This is a genomic window from Plantactinospora sp. WMMB782 (genome assembly GCF_049179135.1).
In the GTDB taxonomy this organism is placed as follows: domain Bacteria; phylum Actinomycetota; class Actinomycetes; order Mycobacteriales; family Micromonosporaceae; genus Plantactinospora.
Map to the genome: position 1 here is coordinate 105,659 of NZ_JBMHMC010000005.1, position 21,154 is coordinate 126,812.

At 66.6% G+C, this 21,154-nt stretch carries 40 protein-coding genes; 31 read left to right on the forward strand and 9 right to left on the reverse strand.

The window, feature by feature from the left end; all coding sequences use genetic code 11:
- Positions 1–170: 170 nt before the first annotated feature.
- From ACN28A_RS01395 to ACN28A_RS01430, 8 genes are all read left to right on the forward strand, one after another.
- Positions 171–371 carry a lipid A biosynthesis lauroyl acyltransferase gene (locus tag ACN28A_RS01395; protein WP_421391609.1) on the forward strand — a complete coding sequence of 67 codons (201 nt, stop codon included), beginning with the start codon at positions 171–173 and terminating at the stop codon, positions 369–371.
- A 3-nt stretch (positions 372–374) separates the two neighbouring features.
- Complete coding sequence (locus tag ACN28A_RS01400; protein ID WP_421391611.1) at positions 375–911, forward strand: DUF6879 family protein; 537 nt, start codon at positions 375–377, stop codon at positions 909–911.
- Positions 908–1,756, forward strand: coding sequence for a helix-turn-helix domain-containing protein (locus ACN28A_RS01405; protein WP_421391613.1), 849 nt, complete (start codon positions 908–910; stop codon positions 1,754–1,756). Before ACN28A_RS01400 ends, ACN28A_RS01405 begins: the two co-directional genes overlap by 4 nt.
- A gap of 258 nt (positions 1,757–2,014) precedes the next feature.
- Positions 2,015–2,329: an HNH endonuclease gene (locus ACN28A_RS01410; protein WP_421391615.1), complete on the forward strand. Its 315-nt coding sequence runs from the start codon at positions 2,015–2,017 to the stop codon at positions 2,327–2,329.
- 430 nt (positions 2,330–2,759) lie between these two features.
- On the forward strand, positions 2,760–4,496 hold the full coding sequence (locus tag ACN28A_RS01415) for a YfjI family protein (protein WP_421391616.1): 1,737 nt from the start codon (positions 2,760–2,762) through the stop codon (positions 4,494–4,496).
- 425 nt (positions 4,497–4,921) lie between these two features.
- Complete coding sequence (locus tag ACN28A_RS01420) at positions 4,922–5,248, forward strand: hypothetical protein (RefSeq protein ID WP_421391617.1); 327 nt, start codon at positions 4,922–4,924, stop codon at positions 5,246–5,248.
- 40 nt (positions 5,249–5,288) lie between these two features.
- Positions 5,289–6,068: a helix-turn-helix domain-containing protein gene (locus ACN28A_RS01425; protein ID WP_421391618.1), complete on the forward strand. Its 780-nt coding sequence runs from the start codon at positions 5,289–5,291 to the stop codon at positions 6,066–6,068.
- Positions 6,069–6,085: 17 nt separating this feature from the next.
- The gene (locus ACN28A_RS01430; protein WP_421391620.1) at positions 6,086–6,433 is read left to right on the forward strand and encodes a hypothetical protein; all 348 of its coding nucleotides are present in this window, start codon (positions 6,086–6,088) and stop codon (positions 6,431–6,433) included.
- A 52-nt stretch (positions 6,434–6,485) separates the two neighbouring features.
- Here the strand turns inward: ACN28A_RS01430 and ACN28A_RS01435 are convergent, their stop codons facing one another.
- Positions 6,486–7,718 (reverse strand): pentapeptide repeat-containing protein, encoded by a 1,233-nt coding sequence (locus ACN28A_RS01435; protein WP_421391621.1) that lies wholly within the window; start codon positions 7,716–7,718, stop codon positions 6,486–6,488.
- Positions 7,719–7,924: 206 nt separating this feature from the next.
- Here ACN28A_RS01435 and ACN28A_RS01440 point away from each other — a divergent pair, with 206 nt between their 5' ends.
- Complete coding sequence (locus ACN28A_RS01440) at positions 7,925–8,272, forward strand: hypothetical protein (RefSeq protein ID WP_421391623.1); 348 nt, start codon at positions 7,925–7,927, stop codon at positions 8,270–8,272.
- 186 nt (positions 8,273–8,458) lie between these two features.
- Here ACN28A_RS01440 and ACN28A_RS01445 read toward each other — a convergent pair whose 3' ends face one another.
- The gene (locus tag ACN28A_RS01445; RefSeq protein WP_421391624.1) at positions 8,459–8,842 is read right to left on the reverse strand and encodes a hypothetical protein; all 384 of its coding nucleotides are present in this window, start codon (positions 8,840–8,842) and stop codon (positions 8,459–8,461) included.
- 8 nt (positions 8,843–8,850) lie between these two features.
- Positions 8,851–9,111: a hypothetical protein gene (locus ACN28A_RS01450; protein ID WP_421391626.1), complete on the reverse strand. Its 261-nt coding sequence runs from the start codon at positions 9,109–9,111 to the stop codon at positions 8,851–8,853.
- An 82-nt stretch (positions 9,112–9,193) separates the two neighbouring features.
- Here ACN28A_RS01450 and ACN28A_RS01455 point away from each other — a divergent pair, with 82 nt between their 5' ends.
- Positions 9,194–9,424, forward strand: a complete 231-nt coding sequence (locus tag ACN28A_RS01455) for a hypothetical protein (protein ID WP_421391627.1) — start codon at positions 9,194–9,196, stop codon at positions 9,422–9,424.
- A gap of 3 nt (positions 9,425–9,427) precedes the next feature.
- On the opposite strand, the gene ACN28A_RS01460 is transcribed toward ACN28A_RS01455, so the two are convergent.
- Positions 9,428–9,610 carry a type II toxin-antitoxin system Phd/YefM family antitoxin gene (locus ACN28A_RS01460; RefSeq protein WP_421391318.1) on the reverse strand — a complete coding sequence of 61 codons (183 nt, stop codon included), beginning with the start codon at positions 9,608–9,610 and terminating at the stop codon, positions 9,428–9,430.
- Positions 9,611–9,671: 61 nt separating this feature from the next.
- Between ACN28A_RS01460 and ACN28A_RS01465 the strand changes: the two genes are divergently transcribed.
- From ACN28A_RS01465 to ACN28A_RS01480, 4 genes are read left to right on the forward strand one after another with little or no spacing between them, the layout of a single operon-like run.
- Positions 9,672–9,899 carry a hypothetical protein gene (locus ACN28A_RS01465; protein ID WP_421391321.1) on the forward strand — a complete coding sequence of 76 codons (228 nt, stop codon included), beginning with the start codon at positions 9,672–9,674 and terminating at the stop codon, positions 9,897–9,899.
- The gene (locus tag ACN28A_RS01470) at positions 9,896–10,372 is read left to right on the forward strand and encodes a DUF6292 family protein (RefSeq protein WP_421391322.1); all 477 of its coding nucleotides are present in this window, start codon (positions 9,896–9,898) and stop codon (positions 10,370–10,372) included. The genes ACN28A_RS01465 and ACN28A_RS01470 overlap by 4 nt, the downstream gene beginning before the upstream one ends.
- Positions 10,369–10,713 carry a hypothetical protein gene (locus ACN28A_RS01475; protein WP_421391324.1) on the forward strand — a complete coding sequence of 115 codons (345 nt, stop codon included), beginning with the start codon at positions 10,369–10,371 and terminating at the stop codon, positions 10,711–10,713. Before ACN28A_RS01470 ends, ACN28A_RS01475 begins: the two co-directional genes overlap by 4 nt.
- Positions 10,706–11,011 carry a hypothetical protein gene (locus ACN28A_RS01480; RefSeq protein WP_421391326.1) on the forward strand — a complete coding sequence of 102 codons (306 nt, stop codon included), beginning with the start codon at positions 10,706–10,708 and terminating at the stop codon, positions 11,009–11,011. The genes ACN28A_RS01475 and ACN28A_RS01480 overlap by 8 nt, the downstream gene beginning before the upstream one ends.
- Positions 11,012–11,195: 184 nt before the next feature.
- Here the strand turns inward: ACN28A_RS01480 and ACN28A_RS01485 are convergent, their stop codons facing one another.
- Positions 11,196–11,588: a hypothetical protein gene (locus ACN28A_RS01485; protein WP_421391328.1), complete on the reverse strand. Its 393-nt coding sequence runs from the start codon at positions 11,586–11,588 to the stop codon at positions 11,196–11,198.
- Between the two features lie 211 nt (positions 11,589–11,799).
- Between ACN28A_RS01485 and ACN28A_RS01490 the strand changes: the two genes are divergently transcribed.
- Together ACN28A_RS01490 and ACN28A_RS01495 are read left to right on the forward strand one after the other, a co-directional pair.
- Positions 11,800–12,078, forward strand: coding sequence for a hypothetical protein (locus ACN28A_RS01490; protein ID WP_421391329.1), 279 nt, complete (start codon positions 11,800–11,802; stop codon positions 12,076–12,078).
- Positions 12,079–12,180: 102 nt separating this feature from the next.
- Positions 12,181–12,495 carry a hypothetical protein gene (locus ACN28A_RS01495; protein WP_421391331.1) on the forward strand — a complete coding sequence of 105 codons (315 nt, stop codon included), beginning with the start codon at positions 12,181–12,183 and terminating at the stop codon, positions 12,493–12,495.
- A 170-nt stretch (positions 12,496–12,665) separates the two neighbouring features.
- On the opposite strand, the gene ACN28A_RS01500 is transcribed toward ACN28A_RS01495, so the two are convergent.
- The 3 genes from ACN28A_RS01500 to ACN28A_RS01510 form a co-directional block, all read right to left on the reverse strand.
- Positions 12,666–12,935 carry a hypothetical protein gene (locus tag ACN28A_RS01500; protein ID WP_421391333.1) on the reverse strand — a complete coding sequence of 90 codons (270 nt, stop codon included), beginning with the start codon at positions 12,933–12,935 and terminating at the stop codon, positions 12,666–12,668.
- 186 nt (positions 12,936–13,121) lie between these two features.
- On the reverse strand, positions 13,122–13,436 hold the full coding sequence (locus ACN28A_RS01505; RefSeq protein ID WP_421391335.1) for a hypothetical protein: 315 nt from the start codon (positions 13,434–13,436) through the stop codon (positions 13,122–13,124).
- Positions 13,437–13,459: 23 nt separating this feature from the next.
- Positions 13,460–13,840 carry a hypothetical protein gene (locus ACN28A_RS01510; protein ID WP_421391337.1) on the reverse strand — a complete coding sequence of 127 codons (381 nt, stop codon included), beginning with the start codon at positions 13,838–13,840 and terminating at the stop codon, positions 13,460–13,462.
- Between the two features lie 113 nt (positions 13,841–13,953).
- Between ACN28A_RS01510 and ACN28A_RS01515 the strand changes: the two genes are divergently transcribed.
- The 15 genes from ACN28A_RS01515 to ACN28A_RS01585 all read left to right on the forward strand — a co-directional run bounded on the left by ACN28A_RS01515 (position 13,954) and on the right by ACN28A_RS01585 (position 20,216).
- Complete coding sequence (locus ACN28A_RS01515; protein WP_421391339.1) at positions 13,954–14,244, forward strand: hypothetical protein; 291 nt, start codon at positions 13,954–13,956, stop codon at positions 14,242–14,244.
- Positions 14,241–14,462, forward strand: a complete 222-nt coding sequence (locus ACN28A_RS01520; RefSeq protein ID WP_421391341.1) for a hypothetical protein — start codon at positions 14,241–14,243, stop codon at positions 14,460–14,462. The genes ACN28A_RS01515 and ACN28A_RS01520 overlap by 4 nt, the downstream gene beginning before the upstream one ends.
- Before the next feature lies 1 nt (position 14,463).
- The gene (locus ACN28A_RS01525; protein ID WP_421391343.1) at positions 14,464–14,733 is read left to right on the forward strand and encodes a hypothetical protein; all 270 of its coding nucleotides are present in this window, start codon (positions 14,464–14,466) and stop codon (positions 14,731–14,733) included.
- Between the two features lie 11 nt (positions 14,734–14,744).
- A complete protein-coding gene (locus ACN28A_RS01530; RefSeq protein WP_421391345.1) occupies positions 14,745–15,029 on the forward strand; it encodes a hypothetical protein in 285 nt (94 codons plus the stop codon).
- Between the two features lie 3 nt (positions 15,030–15,032).
- A complete protein-coding gene (locus ACN28A_RS01535) occupies positions 15,033–15,257 on the forward strand; it encodes a hypothetical protein (RefSeq protein ID WP_421391347.1) in 225 nt (74 codons plus the stop codon).
- Positions 15,258–15,260: 3 nt separating this feature from the next.
- On the forward strand, positions 15,261–15,719 hold the full coding sequence (locus ACN28A_RS01540) for an AAA family ATPase (RefSeq protein WP_421391349.1): 459 nt from the start codon (positions 15,261–15,263) through the stop codon (positions 15,717–15,719).
- Between the two features lie 281 nt (positions 15,720–16,000).
- The gene (locus ACN28A_RS01545) at positions 16,001–16,252 is read left to right on the forward strand and encodes a hypothetical protein (RefSeq protein ID WP_421391351.1); all 252 of its coding nucleotides are present in this window, start codon (positions 16,001–16,003) and stop codon (positions 16,250–16,252) included.
- A 4-nt stretch (positions 16,253–16,256) separates the two neighbouring features.
- Positions 16,257–16,874, forward strand: a complete 618-nt coding sequence (locus tag ACN28A_RS01550) for a hypothetical protein (protein ID WP_421391353.1) — start codon at positions 16,257–16,259, stop codon at positions 16,872–16,874.
- On the forward strand, positions 16,867–17,181 hold the full coding sequence (locus ACN28A_RS01555) for a hypothetical protein (RefSeq protein WP_421391355.1): 315 nt from the start codon (positions 16,867–16,869) through the stop codon (positions 17,179–17,181). The genes ACN28A_RS01550 and ACN28A_RS01555 overlap by 8 nt, the downstream gene beginning before the upstream one ends.
- A gap of 165 nt (positions 17,182–17,346) precedes the next feature.
- Positions 17,347–17,952 (forward strand): hypothetical protein, encoded by a 606-nt coding sequence (locus tag ACN28A_RS01560; RefSeq protein ID WP_421391357.1) that lies wholly within the window; start codon positions 17,347–17,349, stop codon positions 17,950–17,952.
- A 2-nt stretch (positions 17,953–17,954) separates the two neighbouring features.
- Complete coding sequence (locus ACN28A_RS01565; protein WP_421391359.1) at positions 17,955–18,155, forward strand: hypothetical protein; 201 nt, start codon at positions 17,955–17,957, stop codon at positions 18,153–18,155.
- The gene (locus ACN28A_RS01570) at positions 18,148–18,381 is read left to right on the forward strand and encodes a hypothetical protein (protein WP_421391360.1); all 234 of its coding nucleotides are present in this window, start codon (positions 18,148–18,150) and stop codon (positions 18,379–18,381) included. The genes ACN28A_RS01565 and ACN28A_RS01570 overlap by 8 nt, the downstream gene beginning before the upstream one ends.
- On the forward strand, positions 18,378–18,557 hold the full coding sequence (locus ACN28A_RS01575) for a hypothetical protein (protein WP_421391362.1): 180 nt from the start codon (positions 18,378–18,380) through the stop codon (positions 18,555–18,557). The genes ACN28A_RS01570 and ACN28A_RS01575 overlap by 4 nt, the downstream gene beginning before the upstream one ends.
- Positions 18,558–18,696: 139 nt before the next feature.
- Positions 18,697–19,104 (forward strand): GntR family transcriptional regulator, encoded by a 408-nt coding sequence (locus ACN28A_RS01580; RefSeq protein WP_421391364.1) that lies wholly within the window; start codon positions 18,697–18,699, stop codon positions 19,102–19,104.
- Positions 19,105–19,787: 683 nt separating this feature from the next.
- Positions 19,788–20,216 carry a hypothetical protein gene (locus tag ACN28A_RS01585; protein ID WP_421391366.1) on the forward strand — a complete coding sequence of 143 codons (429 nt, stop codon included), beginning with the start codon at positions 19,788–19,790 and terminating at the stop codon, positions 20,214–20,216.
- Here the strand turns inward: ACN28A_RS01585 and ACN28A_RS01590 are convergent.
- A partial coding sequence (locus ACN28A_RS01590) for a recombinase family protein (protein ID WP_421391629.1) occupies positions 20,178–21,154 on the reverse strand: 977 nt, incomplete at its 5' end. The genes ACN28A_RS01585 and ACN28A_RS01590 overlap by 39 nt on opposite strands.

The following is a 21,154-nucleotide window of genomic DNA, read 5'->3' on the forward strand; positions in this document are numbered from 1 at the left end:
CAGGTTCCGCGCAATCAAGCGCGCCAGCCCCCGGCCGATCATGACGGCCGGGGGCTTCTTGCTGGCCGAACACCCTTCACGACTGACAAGATTGCGCGAAATTGCTCATGCTGTCAGGATGGTGGGGAACCTGGAAGCCACGACGCCCGCAAGGGCCGAGGGAGAACACCATGCAGCTCAAGTTCCTGTGGAAGGACGCCAACTCCGGCGCTGGCGGCTGTCCCGCCCTGTACGCCACCGACGGCGGCTACGTCGTCCAAGGCGTACAACTCGACGCCGACACGCGGGCCGCACTCCGCGACCTCGCCGACAACGAGGACGCGGTATTCGTACCGGCCAACGTGCTCGACCGGCTGCGGGAGATCGGCTAAACCATGGGAACCCCGATCACCAACGACGAGTTTGGTCGCATGCTCCGGGAGTTCGAGACGAGCGCGTTCCGACTGGAACTCCAGCCCGCCTACTCGGAGCCGACCGAGCACGCCACGATGGCACGCTTCCTCGCGGGTGATCCACAGCCTCCGATCGAGGTTCCCGAGCTACGCGCCTGGTTCGACCAGATTCGGCGATTCACCGCCGAGGGCAAGAGCATCTGTCGGGTACGGGTCCACGAAGACCCGCCCACCGACTACCAGCGATGGGAACGCTGGATCGGCCAGTGGAACACCGAAGCAGGCGAAGACATCGCCTACCTCACCCGGCAGCAGGCGTACGACATCGGCCTGCTGCCGGACGCTGGCGACACCGATTGGTGGCTGCTCGACGACGCCACCTTGATCCTGATGCGGTTCGACGGGGACGGCCGCCGCATCTTGAACGAAGTTGAGAGAGACCCACACATGGTGGCTCGTGCGCGCGCATGGCGGGACCTGGCAGTCCATGTAGCCAAGCGCAAGGGAGCACCAGCATGAATCGAGCACCAACAGAGCAGTGGCTCACGCGGCCGGGCGGTCTCGCCGGCCGGCTGCGTGGGTCACGCAATCGCGTGAAACTCAACGGCAAGGAGTTCGCCGAGCGAGCGCAGTGGCAGCCGTCGAAGGTCTCTCGGTTGGAGACCGGCAAGCACGTGCCCACTGCCGAGGACATCGACACCTACGTGCGACTGTGCGGGCTCAACGAGACGGGCGCGGCCGAGCTGCATGCCCTGCTTGACGAAGTACTGACCGCACAGATGACTTGGAACCAGCGACTCAAAAGCGGTCAAGTGGCAGTTCAACAGGACTACAACCAACTTGTTGCAGAGTCCGACCGGATCTGTCACTTCGAGACCATGTGGGTGCCCGGCCTTCTCCAGACGCCCGAGTATGCCCGGCAGACGTTCGCTGGCATCGCAGCACTGCACGGGACCAGCGCCGACGAGGTTGAGGCTGCCGTGTCCGCCCGGATGGAACGGCAGCGGTACCTGTACGACACGTCAAAGACGTTCGAGTTCTTGCTGGCCGAGCCGGTACTACGCTGGCTGCTCTGCCCGCCGGACGTGATGCGCGGTCAGCTCGACAGGTTGCAAACCGTCGTCGGCCTCCCGAACGTGCGCTTCGGTGTGCTACCGCTCGGTGTACAGCTTCGCACAGCACCACAGAACGCATTCCAGATCTACGGCGACCTGGCCGTGGTTGAGACGTTCGTAACTGAGGACTTCCACCGCGACGAAAAGGCCAGGAAGTACGAGGAGATCTTGGCCATGTTGTGGGAAGAGGCGGCGGTTGGCGAAGACGCTCGCCCTCTGATTGTTGCCGCAGCCGACAGCCTGCCCTGACGGAGGATCATGAATCACGACTTGCCCCGATTCGACCCCGACCGACCCAACGATTGGCCGGCATTCTGGCCGGCCGTTACGGCAAGCCCGTTGTGGCGTACTGCGTCGTGGATTGATGGTGCCTTCAGGTCGCCCTGCACCTGCGGTGACCACGTCGTGTACGACCCAAGCGAGGATGCTTGGACTTGCTGGAGGTGCACCAACTCCTGCTCAAACTGTGGTGGGGCGTCGCGTGCCGAGCAGGACTACCACGCCGAGATGCGGCGACTACGGCTCACAGAGGGCGGCACGATCAAGCCCCTCCCGGCGTCTGTTTACGCGGCCGTGGTCGCATCTGGGCCGTGCGTGTACTGCGGGGCTCCGGCTGAACATGCCGACCACGTGCGGCCCGTCGCCCAAGGCGGAAGCGACAACACTGGCAATCTCGTCCCAGCCTGCGGCACCTGCAACCACGGTAAATGGGGCAAGCTCCTGACCGAATGGGATCCCGTACGGGTTGCCCATGGCGTTGAGTGCTCACCGGTCGTCGCCGTTGAGTACGCCAGGCTGACCGGCACGCTCGTCCGTTCATGAAGGCGGGACCGGCGGGAGTTGGCGCTCCCGGTACCCGGTCCCTTGACTCGGAGGTCCCCGAGCCCATGCCCAAGGTACTTGCTGCCCGTAGCCGTACACCTGTACGGGTTCAGGCAGGTACAACCCGATCAACCCCACACCTCGCTGCCGGCGTGACCCTCAGCGCAGTCGACTCCATTGCCCACAAGCAGCAGACGTACACCCGCGACCAAGCCGCCTACCTCGTTGCGCTCGCCTACGAGACTGGCCGGATCCACGGTGCCACGGAGGACATGGCCGAAGTCGTCGCCTGCTGGGCCGAGTTCGCCGAACCGCGACAAACCCGGGAACAGCGGATCGCCGCCAGGCTCGGCGAGATGAGAAGTGGTCATGAGCGTGAGCAGCGCCGACCGCGCAACCAGTGGATGCGACAGGTCTACGACAGCATGGAGTGGCCCGAGGTCGCTACGCCCGGATCCGTCGACCTGAGCACCCTCAAGGGAACGTGGCCAGCCATCACGCCTGGTCCCCGCGAGGAGCCTTGTGTCAACAACCGTCGCAGCGCGGACCGTCGCCACCTTCGGGTGGTGGCATGAGCGTCACCGCCTACCGTCAAGACTGGTCGGACATCTTCGACGACGAACCGTCGCCGGATGACGCACCACGGCGAATCATCGTCCCCACCACCTCCACCACCGGCCGAGGTGCCGGCGCAACGCCCTTCACCGCTGGCGCCGGATATGCACGACGGTTCCCGACTGACGCACTCCCACCTGAAATGCGGTCGTACGCCCGAGACCTGGCCATCCGGAAGCAGGTGCCGGTCGACCTGCCCGCTTTGACCATGCTAGGCATCCTCGGCTCCGTCGCCGGCCCCCGGGTCACGATCCGTCGGGACCTCGACTGGCGGCAACCAACGAACCTGTACACCCTCTGCGCGCTCCCGTCCGGCGCCGGAAAGTCGCCAACCGTGGACGAGCTGCGACGAGGGCTCTGGAAGGCACAGAAGGCACTTACCGAGGTACACGAACGCGACGTGGCGGCGAGGATCGTCGATCTGACCCGCCAGGTCGAAGAGATGCGTACCAAGGCCAACGACATCAGCACCCTGCCCGACGAGCGGGACCTACTCCGTACGCAGGCCAAGGCGCTGGAGAAGCAGGCCGACGAACTGGCAGCCGAGCCGCCACCGTCACCCGAGCTGGTCTTCGACGGAGACACGACGCCGGAAGCGCTGGCCGGCTCGATGGCGCTCAACAACGGGGCGGCGGCGGTCATCGACGACGAAGGTACGTTCCTGCGGAACCTTGGCGGCCAGTACAGCGGCGGTAAGACAGGCAACCTTGGGTTGGTGCTGGTCGGCTACGACTGCCGCTACTACCGCCCGAAGCGGGTCACCCGGGTTGCGGACCCGATCACCCGGGCTGCCCTGTCGCTGGTCATCTCACCACAGCCGGGGATCGTCGCGGACATGATGCGCAACCAGATGATGGAGGAGACCGGGGTGGTCAACCGGTTCCTGGTCTGCATCCCCGGCGAACTGACCGGGTACCGCACCGAGCGGCCGTCTACGTACTTCCGGGACACGCCCAACCAGTACGCCGACCGCACTGGCCGCGAGTGGTGGGCGAGCCTGTTGGAGGGCATCGTCCGCTACGAGGTCATCGGGGAAACCGACCCGGAGGATGCGGCGACGATCGAGTTGACCCGGGGTGCGTGGAAGCTGCACCGGGAGTATGAGCAGGCGGTCGAGGTGCGGCTACGGCCGGACGGGGACTTGCACCGGATCAGCGCGTGGGCGACAAAGCACACCGCCCGAGTGCTTCGGGTCGCGGCGCTACTTCACCTCGCCGGGGGCGCGTCCAGTGATGACGAGCTGTCCGAGTCGGTCATGGCCGACGCGATCACGATCGGTGAGTGGTCGGTGGAGCACTTCCTCGCCGCCGGGTCGGTGGTTGGGCTGACGACCGATGCTGGCCGGATCAAGGAGTACATCGACGGGACCGATGGCGGGTTCGCGTCTCGGTCGATCATCGCGCGTGAGGTGTTCAAGGGGCATGCGGCATCGAAGGATCTGACGGCGTGGATCGACGAGCTGGTGGCTACCGGTGACTACGAGCGGGTGATGCTGGCGACGACTGGTCGCCCCAAGGAGGTCGTGCGCAGGAAGAGGTCCGGTGCGCAATAAGGGGGGTTCCTACGCAGGGTCGCGCAAGATGTCTCGTGGCGCAGATGGGGCTGTGACCTGCGGTTTTGTCGATCCGGGAGACCTTTTCGCGCTTCTCGCGCTTTTCGCGCAGGGGTATGGGTGGTCAAAGGTGTATCTGATCTTGCCCTACACACACAGAGCATTTTTCAGACATCTATCTATCTTCCTATATATACCTAGGTCAGGCGCCAACAGACATGGCGCCTCCGACTCAGACGCCCACGCACCCCTGCGCAAGAAGCGCGAAAAGCGCGAGAAGGCAACAGAAGTCGGTGTTTTGGCAGGTCACCCCCACAACAACCCACGACCAAGCATGCGCAAGAAGTCGCGCAAGAAGGGCGTACTTACTCCTTCGGTGCCGTAAAGACGCTGACCGCCGAGCAACCGAGAGAATGGAGATCACCATGACCGACACGCAGCACCTCGACCAAGCCCTGCTCGCCGTCTACCGCTACGGCAACTGGAAGCAGGCCACCCTGCGGATGACCGACGACCAGCGAGAGGCCGCAGCGGACGCTGTCCAGCGGGCCGGTTACGACAACCCGCACGTCCGTTGGTGGAACCTGACCTACGACCGGACCGGCAAGACCGCCGTTGAGGCGTTCTGCGAGGCGATCGGCAAGCCCGTCCCGCCACCCCTGACGCCGGAGGAGAAGGCCGCGTTCGACCGGCAGATGGACGAGCTGGACCGGCGGGTGGTCGCCCGGTACGGGAACGACGCCACGCCGTAGCCTCTCGCGTCCCGCGCACGCCCGCCGCTACGATCCGAACATGGCTGACCTCGAAGCGCAGCGGTCCAGTCCTCGCGAGAACGCCTTCGCGGAGTTGCTGCGGCGGGCACGCACCCAAGCCGGGCTACGACAAGAGGACGTAGCCCGCACCGCTGGCGTCCCACTGCGAACGATCTCCCGATGGGAGGCAGGCGTGCCTGTCAACCCGCAGTCGGACGAGGTGCGGGCAGTCTGCATTGCCCTGCACATCCCGCCGATCCGAGCTGCGGTCGCGCTCGGCATTCTCGACGAAGAGGACTACCCACTCGCCGTGGAGGCGTCCCGCAGCAGCCAGGCTGTCGCCGCGACCATCCGCAACGCCCGCCTCAGGAAGAGGTGGACACAGCAGATCCTGGCAAAGCATGCCGGGATACCGGTTGCCCGACTCGACGAGATCGAATCCAGCTTCGGGAGCTTCGCCGAACCGGACGAGGTTCGCCCCCTCTACGATGCGTTGGGCATCCCACGTATCCAGCTCGTCGCCGCCGGCTACGACGACGACCTCGGCCTGACACCAACCGTCGATCAGATCATGCGAATGTTAAGGACGCCGGACATCCCCGACGAGGCCAAACAGGCGTTCATAGACTGCCTGCGCCAGCTCCGCGAGTCATCCGCACCAAGCACTGTTCAGACTGCGTCACAACGGTTCTGTGCGGCGATTGGCAAACCCCACCAACCGCTCAGTCCTGAAGAGAAGGCAGCGTGGGTGAGGCTTCAGGATGAGGTGGACAACCGGCCATACCATCGGCGCTCGGACCCCCGGCGCGACGTCGCATGAGCCGACGAATCCTCCGGGTGCTCGACGCATCCGCCCTCGTCGCGTTCTTCCAAGCTCACCCGAAGATGCTCGACCTTCTCGACGACGCCGAGTGCGGCAGGCTCGGCCTGATCGTCCCTGTTGCGGCGTTGTCCGCCGCGCAAGCCGAGATTGATCACACGGTAGATGAGTGGACGGCTCTACTACTGTGCCCCGGGGTGGACACCGCCGAGATGGGCCAGCAGTGCGCGATGGATGTCGGCACCTGGCCTGGCGACCTGTCCACGAGGCACACCGTGTACGAGGCGCACACGTTGAACGCTGTGATCGTTACGCGCGACCCTGGCCTGTACAAGGGCTACGAGGTTCGGTTGCTGGTCTTCTGACCTGACGTTGCGTAGGCACTGATCTTTTGTCTACTTGCGGGACGTTTCGTATTTATCTGTCCTCCGTCTTGATTAACATTCGGCGCTCGCGGTCAACTCGCCAACCCGGAGGCCACACACTAAACGGTTGATCATTTACCTCAACGGTCGCTTTTGTGAAATCAATAACGCTCGGCTCACTTAATGTTACCCGAGTGAATTGTGTAGTTCCGGCAAAGTGCGCCTGCCCAAAGTGCGCTCGGCGCCCATTGAAGGAGACATCGTCAAACCTAGTCAAGCTTGCAAATTGCGCCTTGAAGAAAGTTACCGACTCCGCGAACTCCACATTGGGAAAATCTGCGTCGCCGCCGAATACAGTAGAGTCAAAGGCAGACCGGTTCATGAATACCACACCCGAAAAGAGTGCATCGCTCATGAAGCACGCGCCCGGGAACCAGGCGGTTTCATGGAACCTCGTCCCGTCAAACCGAGTCCGCCCTATAAACACCGCGTTGCGGAATGTCGCGCGCATGAAATCACAACCAAAGAAGCGAACATCGATCAGTACAGCTTCAGCGAGGTCGACTTCAAGTGCACCCCAGCAGACCGAGCTTGCTTCACTGTCCCCACCCACCCGAAGGTGGCGCGCAAGGATGCGTTGTGCGGCGAGGCGAACTTGTCGCTCCTCTTGGCGAGCCGACATAGGGTCTTCAGACTCAACGTCGCCCGAATCCTTTGGCCTTGGCTCGGGTGACAAGTCCGGGTTGAAGTCCCGTCGAGGCGGGTGGTACGGCATACGCAAGTAGGCGCAGATTACATCAACGATAGTTTGGCGGTGTTCGGGATTGTCCTGAGCAAGTCGCTCAAGGGCGTACAACCCCGCCAGCCGCACGGGAGCCTTATCCGAGCCGAGTTGGTCCGCAGCCTTGACGTACAGCTCGGTAATTCGCCTCTCGGCAGCGTCGTGTTCGGTAGCCTGCTGGGCTCGCTCGGCGAGCTGGCGCCCCTGATCGGACAGCAAGTGATCCCGCTCAGCGAGCTGCTGACGCCGGAACGCCAGCAGTAGTGCGAGCGCCGCCCCGAGCGCGGCACCGATCGACAAGCCTGTTCGGATCGTCTCTACCCGCAGTTTCGCCCGTTCCAGTTCGGCACCGACGGCGGGCACAGCATCCTGAAGCCACCAGACCGCTCCGCCGGTGGCCACCACAACTGCTAACGCGCCAGCGAAGATGGTCCAGGTCCGTAGTGGCCGCACCTGCCTTCGGGGCGCCGGTTCCGAAGGCACAAGGGAAGGATCCTCTGCCATGAGCTTGCTCCATCGCCGCATCGGCGATCGGAACACGCGCCAACGGATCGTAAGGTGCGTAAAGAAGCGCTCCCATCGGTTCACTGGCAGATCGTTCCGACCGACGACGATGAACGCGACGGTCTGTCACCTTCCCGACACCAAGCCGTTGAGCACCCCGAGGTCAGCCGCTTCTCTTCCTGGACAGGCGCGGGTACAACTGGCCCATGACCCATGCTCAAGATCTCCCACCCAGCGTCGTTGAGATCGCCGAGTTCCTTGCCGTGAAGGCCAAGGGCTACGACAACCACCTGAAGTGGAACGAGCAGGCCATGTTCAAGGCCGACCTCATGAACGCCCGTAGCCGGTGGCGCGGGGTCGCACCTGAAGCCTTCACGGCGAAGCTGCGGCAAGAAGGCATGCGCGAAGCGGACATCATCGAACTCGTCGACTGGCTGAAGAAGGCTCAGGCTGGCCGTCGTCTCGTTCCGGATCGTGGGTACCGGGATTTCGTCTTCAATCCACCCCCTGAGGCTCCGGAGAGTAAGCCTTGGGTAAGCAGCCGGGACTGGTGACGTGGGCGAGTCGGATTCACCTTCAGCTCGGGTGCCGCGCCACCCGTTGAAGCCCGGCGTGACGATCGTTGAGACGAGGCATGTCGGCCCGTACAAGGCTGCCCTGCGGGGCCGGTGGACGCTGTTCGAGGCTGCGGCGAGGTCTGGGGAACGGGACCGGCGTGCCGCCCTCGCCCGGCGGCAGACCTAGAACGGGATCACCGGGGCGCCCTCGAAGCCGTCATACAGGCCCGGCTGCTTCGTCAAGATGTAGCCATCGGTACGCAACGCCAGCATGAGTGCGGTGGCGGCGTCGACTCGCCCGAGGTCCCGGGCAAGGCCGGCAAGGTCGAGCCAGTCGGAAACGTCGGCGTTGACCACGACGGTGCTGGGGTGCGCGGCGAGGACGGCAACGAGCGGGAGTTCCCCTTCGTGGATGTGCAGGAACGCTTCAGCGAGACAGGCGACGGGTAGGGCGACGAGTGAGTTCTCTTCCCCGACCTGGGTGATGATTTCGCCGACGGCGATGGACCGGTCTGCGTAGGCTGCGATGGCGGTCGAGTCGAGGACGATCCGGATGGGTGCGTTCATGTGCTGCGTCAGCCGGTCCAGCCCATCCGTTCCCGCAGTTGTCGTCGCCGTTCGGGGGTCCACTTCCGGTCGGCCTCAGCGAGCCGGGCGCGGGCTCTGGCGACGCCTTCGTCGGTGATGTTGAACCCTTGGTCGATGAGCATCTGCCGGCCTTGTTCGCGGGCCATGCGTTGCCGGATTGCCTCTGCGACGTAGGCGTCGGCGTCAGGTTCGGCTTGAAGGCGTGTGGCCACGTCCTCAGGCAGATGGACCGTCACAGGCTCGCTCATGCCTTATAGTGTACGGCCCCGCACTGCGGGTGAACAGGGCAAACGCCGGTCGTGACCTTGCTGCGCGGTCGATGATCGGCATGTGTGGGAGCATGCGGAGATCCCGGCGGTCGGCGGTCCGGTCGACGGTCGTTCCCTGTCCGTGCTCCTCGACGACGACGGGTTCCCGCCCCTGACCTTGGACGAGTCGTGGCTGTGGACGTCGTACGGCAGTGAGCTGTGGGATGCGGACACGGCCGGGGTGTACGAGCTGGAGCCGGTCGCCGGGGGCGGGCCGCCGTTCGTCTACCGATGGGTGCCCGCTCGTCCCTGATTGCTACTCCGAGTTTTCCACCGCGTCGTCGGCGACGGCGAGCGGCACCACGGCGGCGATCCGCCGGCCCCGGCTCGTGATGTAGGTGACCCGTCCGGCTGCGGCGGCGTAGAGCACGTCGGCGAAGTGCTCCCGGGCGTCTCGGACGCTCCGTTCCTCGGTGGGATGCCGCTCCTTCTTGGTCATGTCCATGGATGTTACCTGTTGTTCTGTGGCGTACACTGGTGTACACGACGGAAGGAGAGGGATGGACATCTTCGAGGTCACCGACCGGCTCACCGGCGGCGCCGACAGCATCCACACGATCGAGGTCAAGCTTCAGGTGCAACGACTCAACGAGGCCGGCATCTCCGCGACGGTCGCTCAGATCGAAGCCCAGCTTGGGTACCCGATCGCCGAGGCCAGTCGGGACGAGCTGCGTGGGGTGATCGCCGGCCTCAACGCGGTCGGCCGGGAAGGCGTGGGTCAGCGATGACCGAGGCAGCCATGCCGACGATGGAAGATCTGTACCCGGGCGGTGCCGGCTACCACCAGGCGCACGAGCCGTACATTCGCGCCGTTGCCGATGCCCTGACCGCGTCCGGGGTGAAGGTGCTGAACTGGTACGCCGACCCGAACGACCCCCGCGACGGGGCGATCCGGGTCAACACGTTCGGCCTCGACTACGACGAAGTCTGGGTGTGCTGGCAGGAGGAGCGCCGCTGGTATGTACTGCTGATCGAGGAGCATGAGGGCCGGGAGCCGTCCCGCTGGGTCCGCGACCTCGACGCTGGCACCGTCTTCTCACCGGAGTCGGTGGTGCGGGCGTTCGCCGACCACATGGGCATCACCGCCGACCCGCCGGGTGACTCGTTCCCGGATCTCGACTGGCCGGAGCACACGTTCGAGGACGACAACATCCCGTTGGAGCTGGCGCTACGCCGGTACGCGGAAGGAGGTCCCCGATGACCGACACGACGTCCTCCGACTTCCCACCCGGACTGCTGGACTACTTCGCCGCCCGGGAACGGCAGCGCGCCGAGACGGTCAACCGGGCGCTGGCCACACTCAGCCCGTTCGAACGTCGCCTTGTGCGAGAGGCGGCCGTCATGGGCTACGTGCGTGGCGCGATGGCGGGCCACCTTGACGGACGGCAAGGCCGCGAGCAGGAGATCCCGAAGGACGCGACAATTCTCGTCGAGGTCGTTGGCGCCTGCATCTCGATGGACGAGCTGTACCCGTACCTCGCCGCCGCGTCCGAGGGGAAGCGGCGTCGGGTCACGAAGTCTCGGAGGTGGCCCGGTGAGTGATCAGGCTTCGGCTCCAGTGACGGTTACCTACGACTGCCCCAGCCGGTGCGCCTACGTCCTGCCGGTCGCGTCGGAAGTCGAGCTGCGGGCGTGGACACAGGTGGAGACTGTCGGCATGTGGGCTGACGCCCAGCACGAGCGCGAGTGCCCGTCCCGTCAGGGTGTCGACCCGTACGCCGCCCAGGTGGCGGAAATCCTGGCCGGTGCCGACGCCCGCCGGAATCCGAACCCGCGCATCGACGACCCTGACCGGCTGCGGGCTCGCATTGAAGCCCTCCGGTCGTCCCGGTCGTCCTGAATGCCCACCGAGGGTCTCATCTACTGCGTCCTGCGCCGCGCCACCGTCGGCCTGGTTGTCAACGGCGGCAAGGTGGTCGATGCCCCTCCATACGTGCGCCGCATGAAGGGCCGGGATGCTCGGCAGGTGTGGCGAGAACTTGCCGCGCACGCGGACGACTTACGGTGGCTACCGGACCGGTAGGTCACGCGAACCCGAGCCAGTTCTTCGCGCTGCGGGTCATCAGCGTTCCCATGATCGCGGCGAGGAAGCCGATCCCGACGACGGCTGCTCCGACGCTGCGGAGTGTCGCGAGGGCTACGAGGAGCGCCACACCGAACCCGAGGTAGCTTCCCCACCGCCGGGCACGAACCAGGCCGACGACGGCTGCCACGGCGACCAATGCGACGCTGCCGAGGAACACAACGGCATGGGTGCGGCCAGTGTCACCGACGGCGTTGGCGACCGCCCCGAACCCGGTCAGCACGGCCAAGGCGCCGAGGAGGAAGGCTCCGACCTTCACCGGGTACGGCATCCGTGTCGGCGGCCCGTCGTCGTCCGTCTGGTCGAGGTCGTCTGGTTCGGTGTCGTCGTCCACTGGCAGATGATGCGGCTGGACGGAACGTGAGGTCTGTTCACTGTCGGCGACACGACAGCTTCCCGTCGTGATGTTGGAGGTGCTGGTCGGGTGTTCGGGCTATTCGCGTGCGGGGATAGTCCTGCTGGCCGACCCCACCCTGAACGGCCGTTCGTGAGCGGCAGGCTACCGACCGGTACCGGCGGCGACGGGCGCGAACAACACTCGGGCGATGGACGCGAACCTGCACCGCCGCAGGTGCCCCCACTGCGGCACAGACCTGACCGCCCTCGCCCGCCTCGTCACCACCCACGGCGCCCCCGTCCTCGAACGGCACGAAACCCCACCCGGACCGCTTCCGGCCGGCACCCGCGACGCGGACTGGCTGACCCTGCCGTGCCTGCACCCGCTGCACGGGATCCTGCTCTGGGATGCGATCGTCGGCCTCGGCTGGGGGCATGGTGTCGCCGCCGAGGTGTGTCGGCCGGTCGCGTCGCAGCTCGCCGCCTGAACGGGTCGGGGGTGGCCCCGACTGTGGGTGATGACGTGGGGATGCCGGGGCCACCCATAGGCACGGTAGGTGCCGGGTCTGACAGGGCGGCACACTGGACGTGTGTCCATCTACGCCACCGCCCTACCGCTCGACGGCGACGAGCAGCCGGCACCGATCGTCTACCAGGGCTCACACGTCCTACCCGCCGACGGCGACGCCCGGGATGGTGTGCTGCTTCTGTGTCAGATCCCCGGCCACATCAGCCTCAACGGCCGGGACTCGCCGGACGACGAGCGTACGGTGTGGCCGTGGCTGCGCCTGTCGCTGCACGGGCCGGGCGGGGACGCGACCGTGGTACTCGACCGGGAGCAGGTGGAGCGGATCCACGCCTACCTCGGCGAGTGGCTGAGCGCAGCCAGGTCGGCGGCGAGTTGACCCGTGGGCGACGGTGACGCGCATGTGATGCCCCGGGCGGATCTGATCGACCACGAGGTTGACGACTGCCCGTGCGGGCCGACAACCGAGCCGGTACCCCGCCCGGACGGGTCGATGGGGTGGCTGGTCATCCACCACACGCTCGACGGGCGCGAACTGTGGGAGCCGCGTTAACCGTCTCGGTGCAGCCGTTTCAACGTCTCCCGCAGCCCCGGAGTGTCCGGCATCGTGGTCGCCACCGCAGCGCACAACGACAGGGCGCTGACGAAGTTCCGGCACGTTCCGCAGTCCTCGTCCCGGCAGGCTGCGGCGTGTTCCCGGGACGCTTCGATGGTCCAGCGATGCATCCAGCCCATCGCCCAGCCACGGCCGTGCAGGTTGGTGACCTGCTTCATGAAGTACTCGGTCTGTTCCGGGTCGGGCAGCATGTGGACGGGCATCGCGATCCCCCTCGATCGGCGGCGTGCCTTCCTGTCTACCCCGGTGTGACGTGTGCTGGCCTCGGGTTCGGGGGCGGTGCGGGGTCGGCTGGTCGCCCACAGTCGGCGACGGTCGGATGATCTACCGTCGCCGGTACGACGGAGCCCGGCCCTCGTCGTGAGGCGCCGGGCTCTGTGTGCCTGCGGTCAGTCAAGCGGTGGTAAGTCCACCATCCGCGCCCACAACTGCCATCCGTTGTCGCTCTTTCGCTTCTGCCATCCGTCCGGCTCCGGCCCGTGCTCGAAGAACCGGTCCATGCGCTGTTCAACCCACTCCGCGAACATCTCCCGCTGCCATGCCTCAATGCCCGGTCGGACCAGCGCGATCACCTCGGCGCCATCATCGTTGGGTCGCAGGACGAGGTAGCCACTCACGTCGGGTTCGTCTTCTCGCCCGAACCCGGTCTCGTCGTCGAGGCTCAGGCCCCGGTCGTTCAGTCTCTGCTCCGCGCTTGAAGTCACGAGGTTGAGTGTGCCCGACCGGATCACGTCTCGCCGGTGACCGACTCCCGGCGGTAAACGACGTAGTTCCGACCGACGACCACCCACGTGCCGGGCTCGTTGACCCGCTCGATCAGTAGGTCGCCTGCGACCACCTGGCTCTCCGGGTCGTCGACTTCGGCGAGGCGCGCATCTGGGCGAATCGCCTTGACCTCGTCAAAGTTCTTCCCGGTCCACCGAACGGCGTTGGCCGGACGCCGAGGCAGCCTGGCGTTGGGGTCACCTGCGTGCCAGCGCATGAACTCGCGCAACACCTCGGACCGGTCTGATCCGGCGGCGGCAGTCGACTCATCGAACCGGAGCCACAGGTCCTCTTCGGCGCGAATCGTCTGGCGGGGCTTACCCTTGCCGCTTTTCCGGGTCACGGCGATCACCGTAGTGGGTGCCGGGGTGTCATGACGGGAACTGTACGGGGTGTCATGACGTTCGGCGGTTCGGTCAGTTGATGGTGTCATGACACCATGCTACCGTAGGTGTCATGACACTGCGAGGTCGCGAGGCAGCCGAAGCCTGGTACGCCGTCGGGCAGCCAGTCGCCGAACTCGCCTACCTCGGCCAGGGCCGCTACGAGTCCCACCTCGTCACCGTCGTCCGCGTCACCAAGGCGATGGTCTTCACCGACAGCGGGCGTCGGTTTTGGCGCTACAGGAACGGACGCAACGAGGTTGGCAGCCGTGACAGGCAGCTCATTACCGCGAGCGCCGTGGTCTTCCGTCTCGTGCCCGCCGACCACCCGCGCGTTACCCAACCAGCCAGGGAGTCGCAGTGAACCGCAGCATGGAGCACCAGGACCGGTGCGGCGACGCCGGCATGCCGCTGATCGTCATCGACCGGCAGGGCCGCGAGGTGCCGGTTCCGGACGGCGTAAACCCGTCCGACTACGTTGCCGACCACCTCGGCCCCGGCTACGAGGCGCTGATCCGCTGCGTCGACCACCCGGACACGCCGGCCGTGGACTGCCTCATCTGCGTACCCGAGGAGGACTGACGTGGAACTGATCAAGGCCGATGGCACTTTGGCAGACGGCATTGCCGACGACTCGCACACCCGAGAGGAACACCGTCTCGATCCCGGCGTCTACCCCAGCAAGGGCCACGTTCTACTCGTCGGAACCAACGAGCGGAACTTGACCGTCATCGACCTCGGCGGAGTGATTCAGGTGGGTGGCATCGACGTGACCGACCCGGACCACCTGGATGCCCTCGCCGAGTACTTCCAACGCCTGGCGGTGACGTTCCGGGCTCGCCAAACCAACTGAACGGAGATCACATGGAACACCCCCGCGAAACCACGTCGGCAGTCTTCGAGACGGAGCCGGCCGACGGCAGCACCCTCGTTCTCCGAAAGTCCACCTTCCACGGCGAGCCGGAGTGGGAGGTCATCTGGCGTGACGACGCCGAGGCCCGCCGATGGGCTGGCGGCGGCGACCCGGACGGCCAGCACTGGTTCCGTGCCAGCGACGAGGACGCGATGGAACTGCACCAGTACCTCAAGTACGCGGACGAGGTCTACAACCTTGGGTCGCTGGTCGGCCGACTCGGCAAGGACAACTGACTGATGGACCCGACGACCACCTACGCGTGGTGCTTCAGTCACGGACGCATGCACAAGTTCGTCGCGCCGGAAGGCCCGTGGTGCTCCGCGTCGTGGCTTCCGCTCGGCGAGGATGAGGAGGCGGCGTACAGCGCCAAGGCAGCCCGGGTCGGCGACGCGCAGTTCATGGACGACCTACCACTTGAAGTTCAGGTGGAGGTCGTTGACGAGTGCGCTGGCCAGGGCTGACCGATGGCAAGACTGTTGGTGACTCGCGGCCTACCCGGCTCCGGCAAGTCGACGTTCGCGCGGGCGTGGGTGGCCGAGAACCCGACCGGCCGCTACCGGGTCAACCGGGACGACCTCCGGGCGATGGGCCACGACTCGACGCACGTGAAGGCGTCGAAGACCTCGCTGGGCACGGAGCGGATCGTCGTCGCCGCCCGGAACGCGATGATCGTGTCCCTGTTGCGGCGCGGCGTGGGTGTGATCGTGGACGAAACCTGCCTCCCCGACAAGACGCTGCACAGCCTGCGGCGGCTCGCCGACCGGGCCAACGCCGGGTTCGAGGTCGTCGACTTCCGGGACGTGCCGATCGAGTTGTGCATCGAGCGTGACGCCCGGCGGACCGGTACGGCACGGGTCGGCGAGCAGGCGATCCGGGATATGTGGGAGCGGCACCTGGCCGAGCAGTCCGAGGCGGCGGCGTGAAGACGCTTCGTGTCCGTCACGAGTCGGCACCTCCGCCGTTGGGATGCCGCTGGTGCGGTGTTGACAAACGTGAGCACGTCCAACTGTGGGTTCCTGGCCGCAGTTGGCATGGCTGGGAGCAGCCGACGAAGGCGCAGATTGAGGCCCGACTGCGGGCTAAGTTCGCGGCCCGCGCTGGCCGTGGCGGTCTCTCGACCACGGAGACCCACCGTCAGCCGCTTACATCGCAGCAAAGCAAGCCCTGAAGAGCAAAGAACGCACCGACGAGAAGGAGTGACCTGATGTCCCCGGAAGAGCACTACGCCGAAGCGGAACGACTTCGCGCCCTGGCCGTCGAGCACTGGATGAACCCTGAGGGCGGCTACGACGACGCCGAGTCGCCGACTGCCGAGGAGCGGGAGATCCGGGCGTCGGTAGCGGCCGACGCCCGGCAGGACGCGATGGTCTACCTGGCCGAAGCGCAGGTGCACGCCACGTTGGCGCTGTACCGGAAGCCGGCGGCCGAGCCGTTCGTTCCGAAGCTGGACTGGTGAGCCGGTGAGTATCCCCAACACCCACCCCACCCCCGAAGTCACCGCGATCGTCACTGCGCTTGCTGCCGGCGCCGGTGCTACGACCGTGCACTACGAAACCACCGGCCGTGTCCTGGACGCGCTGGATCTGCCGTCCCGGGATGCTCGGGTCCGTGCCGAGGTCGCCGAAGAGATCGCCCGTGCGATCGAAGTCGAGCGGCCGTCGGCAGGGAGCTTTTGGGACACCGCTGACGCGGCCCGGGTGTACGCCCTGAACGACGCGGCGAAGGTCGCCCGGAAGTACGCTGCTGCGCCTGCCGAGAGCGTCGCTGCGGGGTCGGCTGTTCCCGTCGAGGGATCCGGACTACCCCAACCCGCTCCGCAGAGCGTGGGTCGGCTGCCGTGGCCATACGGCCCTGATCCGGTCACCGACACATGGTTGCGGGAGCAGGGTGCCGATCCGGTTGTGGTGCGGGATCAGGCCCGCCAACAGATTGACGCCCTGGTCCGACCCCGCCCGATCCTGTCGCTTGACACGGGCGCAGCTTGTGGTCGTTGGTGTGAGCGCCCGACTGGACATAGCGGTCCGTGTGACCCGGTCGCCGACATCTCCGGACGCACCGAGGAGGGTTCTGATGTCTGAGCAGACCCCGACCACCGACGCCCCGTACGAGGAGCCGGTGCTGAGCGAGGAGGCATACGGCGACATCGAGGTAATCCCGATGCCCGGCGAAGCGCGACAGGCCGCGTGGCGCGCGTATCACGCGGCGGAGCCGCCGGCCAGAGGCCGCATCACTACTGCTATCGAGACCGCGTACGCCGCTGGGCTGGCTGCTGGTCGTACCGCAGCAGCCGCAGACATCCGGGCGGTCGATGCTTCTGTGCTCAACGGTTACTGCGCCGACGTGGCTGCTCGTGTGGCAGAGAGCGGAGCCAACCATGCCCAGTGATCTACCCGAAGAGGTTGCCGACCTGATTCGTGCCGCCGTGGAGTGGCGGCGAGCCCACGCCAACCGGTCGGTAACAGCAGCACCGACCAAGGCGCGGGCGTCACGTGTACTGGCGGAGGCGGTCGACGCATACAACTGGCGCCTCGCGGAACACGGAGCCGACCGGTGAGCGAGTACGACACCGCGCCGAGCAAGCCGGACTTCGAGCGGCGACCGGCTGACCACCCGCACACCGATCCGGACGACGGTCGCAGCGAGTGCGACCGGTGTGGCAAGTTCGTGTGGCCGGCGATCCACTCGTGCAAGGGCGTGCCAGTGACTGTTGCTGCTCGCGCCCGTTGGGATGCCGCCCACGCGGTCGAGCCAGTGACCGCCCCCAACCCCGCCGACGTCGAGCAGTGGTCCGCCACAATCAACACCGCTGCCGACATCCTCCGGGAGTACATCGCCCGGGAGTCGCCGGACCTGGTGCCGCTGCTGTTCAACGCCGACTACGAGGGCATGGCGATGGCGCTCGCGGAGGCCGGGCGGTTGCTTCCCTCAGACACCGACACCCGCACCGAGTACGCGGCGAAGGTGGTTTGGGACACCGGTGATGTGACGTTCTGGGAGTCCGACCGTGGGCGTGCTGAGGACGTGGTGGCGTTCCACGCGAAGCGTCGGGCCGAAGGCCCGCATGGAATCGCTTCCGCCGAGGTCGTCCAGCGGACTGTGATCACTTCGACGGGTCCGTGGCGTCCGGTTCCTTCCACCCCCACCAAGGAGAGCTGATCGTGCTGCCGTCGCATTGGTGGTTCGCCGGCTGGAGCAAACGCCGGTCCGCCGCCGAGATCTTCCGCCACACCACGGTCCGGGGCGGCTACGCGGCCACGTACCGCCGGCTGGTCCGGTTCGGGCCGTGGTCTGTCGGCGTCATCCGCTACCGGCCGTATCCGCCGGTTCCTTCCACCCCTGAGGAGACACCGCATGCGTGATCAACTTCGCGACCTGATCGCCGCCAAAATGCACGCCGACGACTGCGGCTGCGACGGCCCCGAGGACGACTTCTACCGAAACCTCGCTGACTCGGTAATGGAGCTGTTCCCCGACGTGGAGCGGCAGGGCCGAGATGCTGCCGGCGGCTGGGACGCGGCCGAGGGTTGGGAGCCGCTCGCGACTCGGTGGGTTGCCCGTACCGCACCTGAGGAGACACCCCGATGAGCACCTGCCACCTGTGCCCGTCCGACGACAACCAGATCCCCGACGCCGACGTCCTCGATCACCTGCGGGTGGTCCACCCGGACGCGTACGGGGAAGGTCCGGACCTGTGGCCCGACGGCTCGCCCGTCGTTGTCGATGCCGCTTTGACGCCGGCCGAGTTCGGGGATCCGTCGTGAGTACGCGGGTTCGTCCGGTCGACCCTCAGGTGCTTTCCCGTTGCGCTGGCTGCCGACGGCCGCCTTGTGACCGGCGAGTAGCGGTCGTCTAGTCGGCTACACCGGTAGGCGTCTACACGCCGGGACATAACCTCCGCCTGTGATCGTTCCGGGCGGGCCGCGTATCGACACCGCCGCCAAACTGACCGCCCTGCTGCGGGAGCAAATCATGTCCGGGCAGCTCGCCCCCGGTGCTCTGATCCCGTCGGAGCAGACACTCCGTCAGACGTACGGGCTGGCCCGGGGCACCGTTGCCAAGGCGGTCCGGGCACTACGCAACGAAGGGCTCGCCACACACGTCGTCGGTTATGGTGTCGTCGTGCGCCCGGTCGGCGAGAAAGAGGACGTGCCCGCCGGCCCCGGCTCGACTGTCGACATCCGCATGCCGTCCCCGGCCGAGGTGGAGGCATGGGAGCTACCGGAGGGAGTTCCGGTGTTCGTGGTCGTGGACGCGGACGGGACGGGTCAGGTGTATCCGGCGGACCGGTACCGGCTGCGGGTGGGATGAGGGGGTCCGCTCTCTGCCCGGCTGACTGATCACTGCGGTTTCGACCGAAAGTGGAAGATCTTTCACCATGTGCGGTCCGATCGGCGGGACTGTCGGGTCCCTGTCAGCAGGTCATGGAACTTCCACGGCGCGCGTCGCGGGCAGGCGTCTGTCAATACGTCATACGAGCAGCCGTTCCATCCGCACCTTGGGCACGCTCCCACATGATTGCCGGTCGACAATCAACCCGCAGGTCACCTCGAAGACCAGCCCCGTTCACCGCCGGGTCGGCTATCGACACCGATCGAGCCCGAAACGGATCACCGAACCTCCGCAGCAGATCACCTGAATCCGACCAAGGCTGACCTAACAGCCATCCAAACGGGCATCCACCTACGCCCGACCAGCCCTGACGCTCAAGACTCACTCACCGTTGCTAGATCATTACTGGCGAGGCAGTCTCGGAGGCTCACACCACACCATCACGGAGGTGACCACCAGTGCGGCGACACCCAGCACCCCGCACCACCCGAGGACGCACCCCCGCCCTCACCAACGCCGCACCCCCCACCCCACCTCCACGCTGACCCCTCGCACCACCCCGACCGGCCACCGATGATGGTCGAGTCACCGCCGCCAACCCCACGCGGCGGAGAGGCACCGTCCGCCTCCAATCCTTCCGGCAAAGCTTTGGAGTCAGCCCCATGAGCACCGAACAGACCAGCACCCGCACATCCGTCCCGCGCTACTTCATCGCAGGCATGGCCTGCGGTTCACTCGCCCTCTTCGTCACCGTCGGCGCCCTCATCTACTACGCACTCGTCAGCTCCGGCACCTTCGGTGAGCCGCCACACGGCCTGTCCCCGATCTGGGCCGTCGTCGTCATCCTCCTCGCCCTCGTCCCCATCGGCCTGTGGTGCGCAGACGTCGCCGCCCGGCCCATCCTCAACCGCATCAACCGGCTCGAAGCCCTCGTCGAGCGGGCCAGCGAGGACGCACTCAAAGCGGCGAACGAGGCCGGCTACTGGCGCGGCATCGCAGCAGGGGCAAGGCAAGACATCGAAAACCTGGCCAACCCCGCCGACGTGATCAAGCTAGTTCGGGACGGGCGCCGCAACGGCAACGTCGGCTGACCGGGGCACGAACCGCACCGACGCCGGATCGAACCCCGGCCCCCGCCGCTGCGCAGGCAGAACCACCACCCGCACCCCGAACGCCTGCATCACCGCCCGCCGCTGGTTGAGATCCAACGCCCCCCACCGCCGCTCGGCCAGGTCACCGACCGTCGCCATCACCAACTCAAGATGTGGCGACGGTCGGTACGCTTTCGCCTCTGCCTCCGCCTGCTGCAACTGCGGCTTCAACCGGGTCGTGATGATCCGCAACTGGGCGGCTTCGATGTGCCCGTCGGCGTAGTCGTTCGCCGCCTGCGTCAAGCGCGCCCGCAGCGTCGTCACCCGCGTCAACGCCTCCGCCGCCTTCGCCGACGACCCGGACAGCAGGTCGGCGACGTCCGGGCGCCGCATCAGGGCCACCATCTGATGCTCGACGTACCGGTCCACCGCCGCCAGGTTCCGGCCCACACACGCCTTGGCCTCGCACACGTACAACTGCTGCTTCCGCCCGTGCCGGGAGTTGCCGCGCATCGCCACCCGCAGGTGCGCCCCGCACACTCCGCATTCGCCGACGCCCCACGTCAGAAGGTGCTGGCGGGAGCCGGGACGCTCGATGGTCCGGCCGGGGTCGGTGAGGAGCGCGACAACCCGGTCATGTTTGTCCGGGTCGACGATCTTCGGCCAGGCGGCGGGGATCAACGCCTCGTCGGGGCGGCCCCGGTGGTAGATCCGCAGGCCGATGTTCGCCGGTCGGATCGCGAGCTTCTTCACCGACGTCTTCCCCCACCGACTTCCGTCGTCGGCCTGGCCCTTCGCCCGCCGCGTCCGCCGGTGCCCCGCCCCCGGCGCTGGGACACGTCGCCGGTTCAGGTCGTCGCGGACAGCGGCGAGGGACTTACCGGCGAGCAGCTCGTCAACGATCCACCGCACGACATCGGCCTCAGCGTGTTTCTCCT

What these genes read in the sequence shown, in the direction of transcription:
- ACN28A_RS01435 (WP_421391621.1), bottom strand. Translation starts at nt 7,718, where the DNA reads ATGGCAGAGGATCCTTCCCTTGTGCCTTCGGAACCGGCGCCCCGAAGG.
- ACN28A_RS01500 (WP_421391333.1), bottom strand. Translation starts at nt 12,935, where the DNA reads ATGCCCGTCCACATGCTGCCCGACCCGGAACAGACCGAGTACTTCATG.
- ACN28A_RS01425 (WP_421391618.1), top strand. Translation starts at nt 5,289, where the DNA reads ATGGCTGACCTCGAAGCGCAGCGGTCCAGTCCTCGCGAGAACGCCTTC.
- ACN28A_RS01450 (WP_421391626.1), bottom strand. Translation starts at nt 9,111, where the DNA reads ATGAGCGAGCCTGTGACGGTCCATCTGCCTGAGGACGTGGCCACACGC.
- ACN28A_RS01585 (WP_421391366.1), top strand. Translation starts at nt 19,788, where the DNA reads ATGAGCACCGAACAGACCAGCACCCGCACATCCGTCCCGCGCTACTTC.
- ACN28A_RS01445 (WP_421391624.1), bottom strand. Translation starts at nt 8,842, where the DNA reads ATGAACGCACCCATCCGGATCGTCCTCGACTCGACCGCCATCGCAGCC.
- ACN28A_RS01395 (WP_421391609.1), top strand. Translation starts at nt 171, where the DNA reads ATGCAGCTCAAGTTCCTGTGGAAGGACGCCAACTCCGGCGCTGGCGGC.
- ACN28A_RS01570 (WP_421391360.1), top strand. Translation starts at nt 18,148, where the DNA reads ATGCGTGATCAACTTCGCGACCTGATCGCCGCCAAAATGCACGCCGAC.
- ACN28A_RS01410 (WP_421391615.1), top strand. Translation starts at nt 2,015, where the DNA reads ATGCGGCGACTACGGCTCACAGAGGGCGGCACGATCAAGCCCCTCCCG.
- ACN28A_RS01405 (WP_421391613.1), top strand. Translation starts at nt 908, where the DNA reads ATGAATCGAGCACCAACAGAGCAGTGGCTCACGCGGCCGGGCGGTCTC.
- ACN28A_RS01490 (WP_421391329.1), top strand. Translation starts at nt 11,800, where the DNA reads ATGGACGCGAACCTGCACCGCCGCAGGTGCCCCCACTGCGGCACAGAC.
- ACN28A_RS01470 (WP_421391322.1), top strand. Translation starts at nt 9,896, where the DNA reads ATGACCGAGGCAGCCATGCCGACGATGGAAGATCTGTACCCGGGCGGT.
- ACN28A_RS01540 (WP_421391349.1), top strand. Translation starts at nt 15,261, where the DNA reads ATGGCAAGACTGTTGGTGACTCGCGGCCTACCCGGCTCCGGCAAGTCG.
- ACN28A_RS01465 (WP_421391321.1), top strand. Translation starts at nt 9,672, where the DNA reads ATGGACATCTTCGAGGTCACCGACCGGCTCACCGGCGGCGCCGACAGC.
- ACN28A_RS01555 (WP_421391355.1), top strand. Translation starts at nt 16,867, where the DNA reads ATGTCTGAGCAGACCCCGACCACCGACGCCCCGTACGAGGAGCCGGTG.
- ACN28A_RS01400 (WP_421391611.1), top strand. Translation starts at nt 375, where the DNA reads ATGGGAACCCCGATCACCAACGACGAGTTTGGTCGCATGCTCCGGGAG.
- ACN28A_RS01460 (WP_421391318.1), bottom strand. Translation starts at nt 9,610, where the DNA reads ATGACCAAGAAGGAGCGGCATCCCACCGAGGAACGGAGCGTCCGAGAC.
- ACN28A_RS01530 (WP_421391345.1), top strand. Translation starts at nt 14,745, where the DNA reads ATGGAACACCCCCGCGAAACCACGTCGGCAGTCTTCGAGACGGAGCCG.
- ACN28A_RS01545 (WP_421391351.1), top strand. Translation starts at nt 16,001, where the DNA reads ATGTCCCCGGAAGAGCACTACGCCGAAGCGGAACGACTTCGCGCCCTG.
- ACN28A_RS01475 (WP_421391324.1), top strand. Translation starts at nt 10,369, where the DNA reads ATGACCGACACGACGTCCTCCGACTTCCCACCCGGACTGCTGGACTAC.
- ACN28A_RS01535 (WP_421391347.1), top strand. Translation starts at nt 15,033, where the DNA reads ATGGACCCGACGACCACCTACGCGTGGTGCTTCAGTCACGGACGCATG.
- ACN28A_RS01440 (WP_421391623.1), top strand. Translation starts at nt 7,925, where the DNA reads ATGACCCATGCTCAAGATCTCCCACCCAGCGTCGTTGAGATCGCCGAG.
- ACN28A_RS01515 (WP_421391339.1), top strand. Translation starts at nt 13,954, where the DNA reads ATGACACTGCGAGGTCGCGAGGCAGCCGAAGCCTGGTACGCCGTCGGG.
- ACN28A_RS01420 (WP_421391617.1), top strand. Translation starts at nt 4,922, where the DNA reads ATGACCGACACGCAGCACCTCGACCAAGCCCTGCTCGCCGTCTACCGC.
- ACN28A_RS01575 (WP_421391362.1), top strand. Translation starts at nt 18,378, where the DNA reads ATGAGCACCTGCCACCTGTGCCCGTCCGACGACAACCAGATCCCCGAC.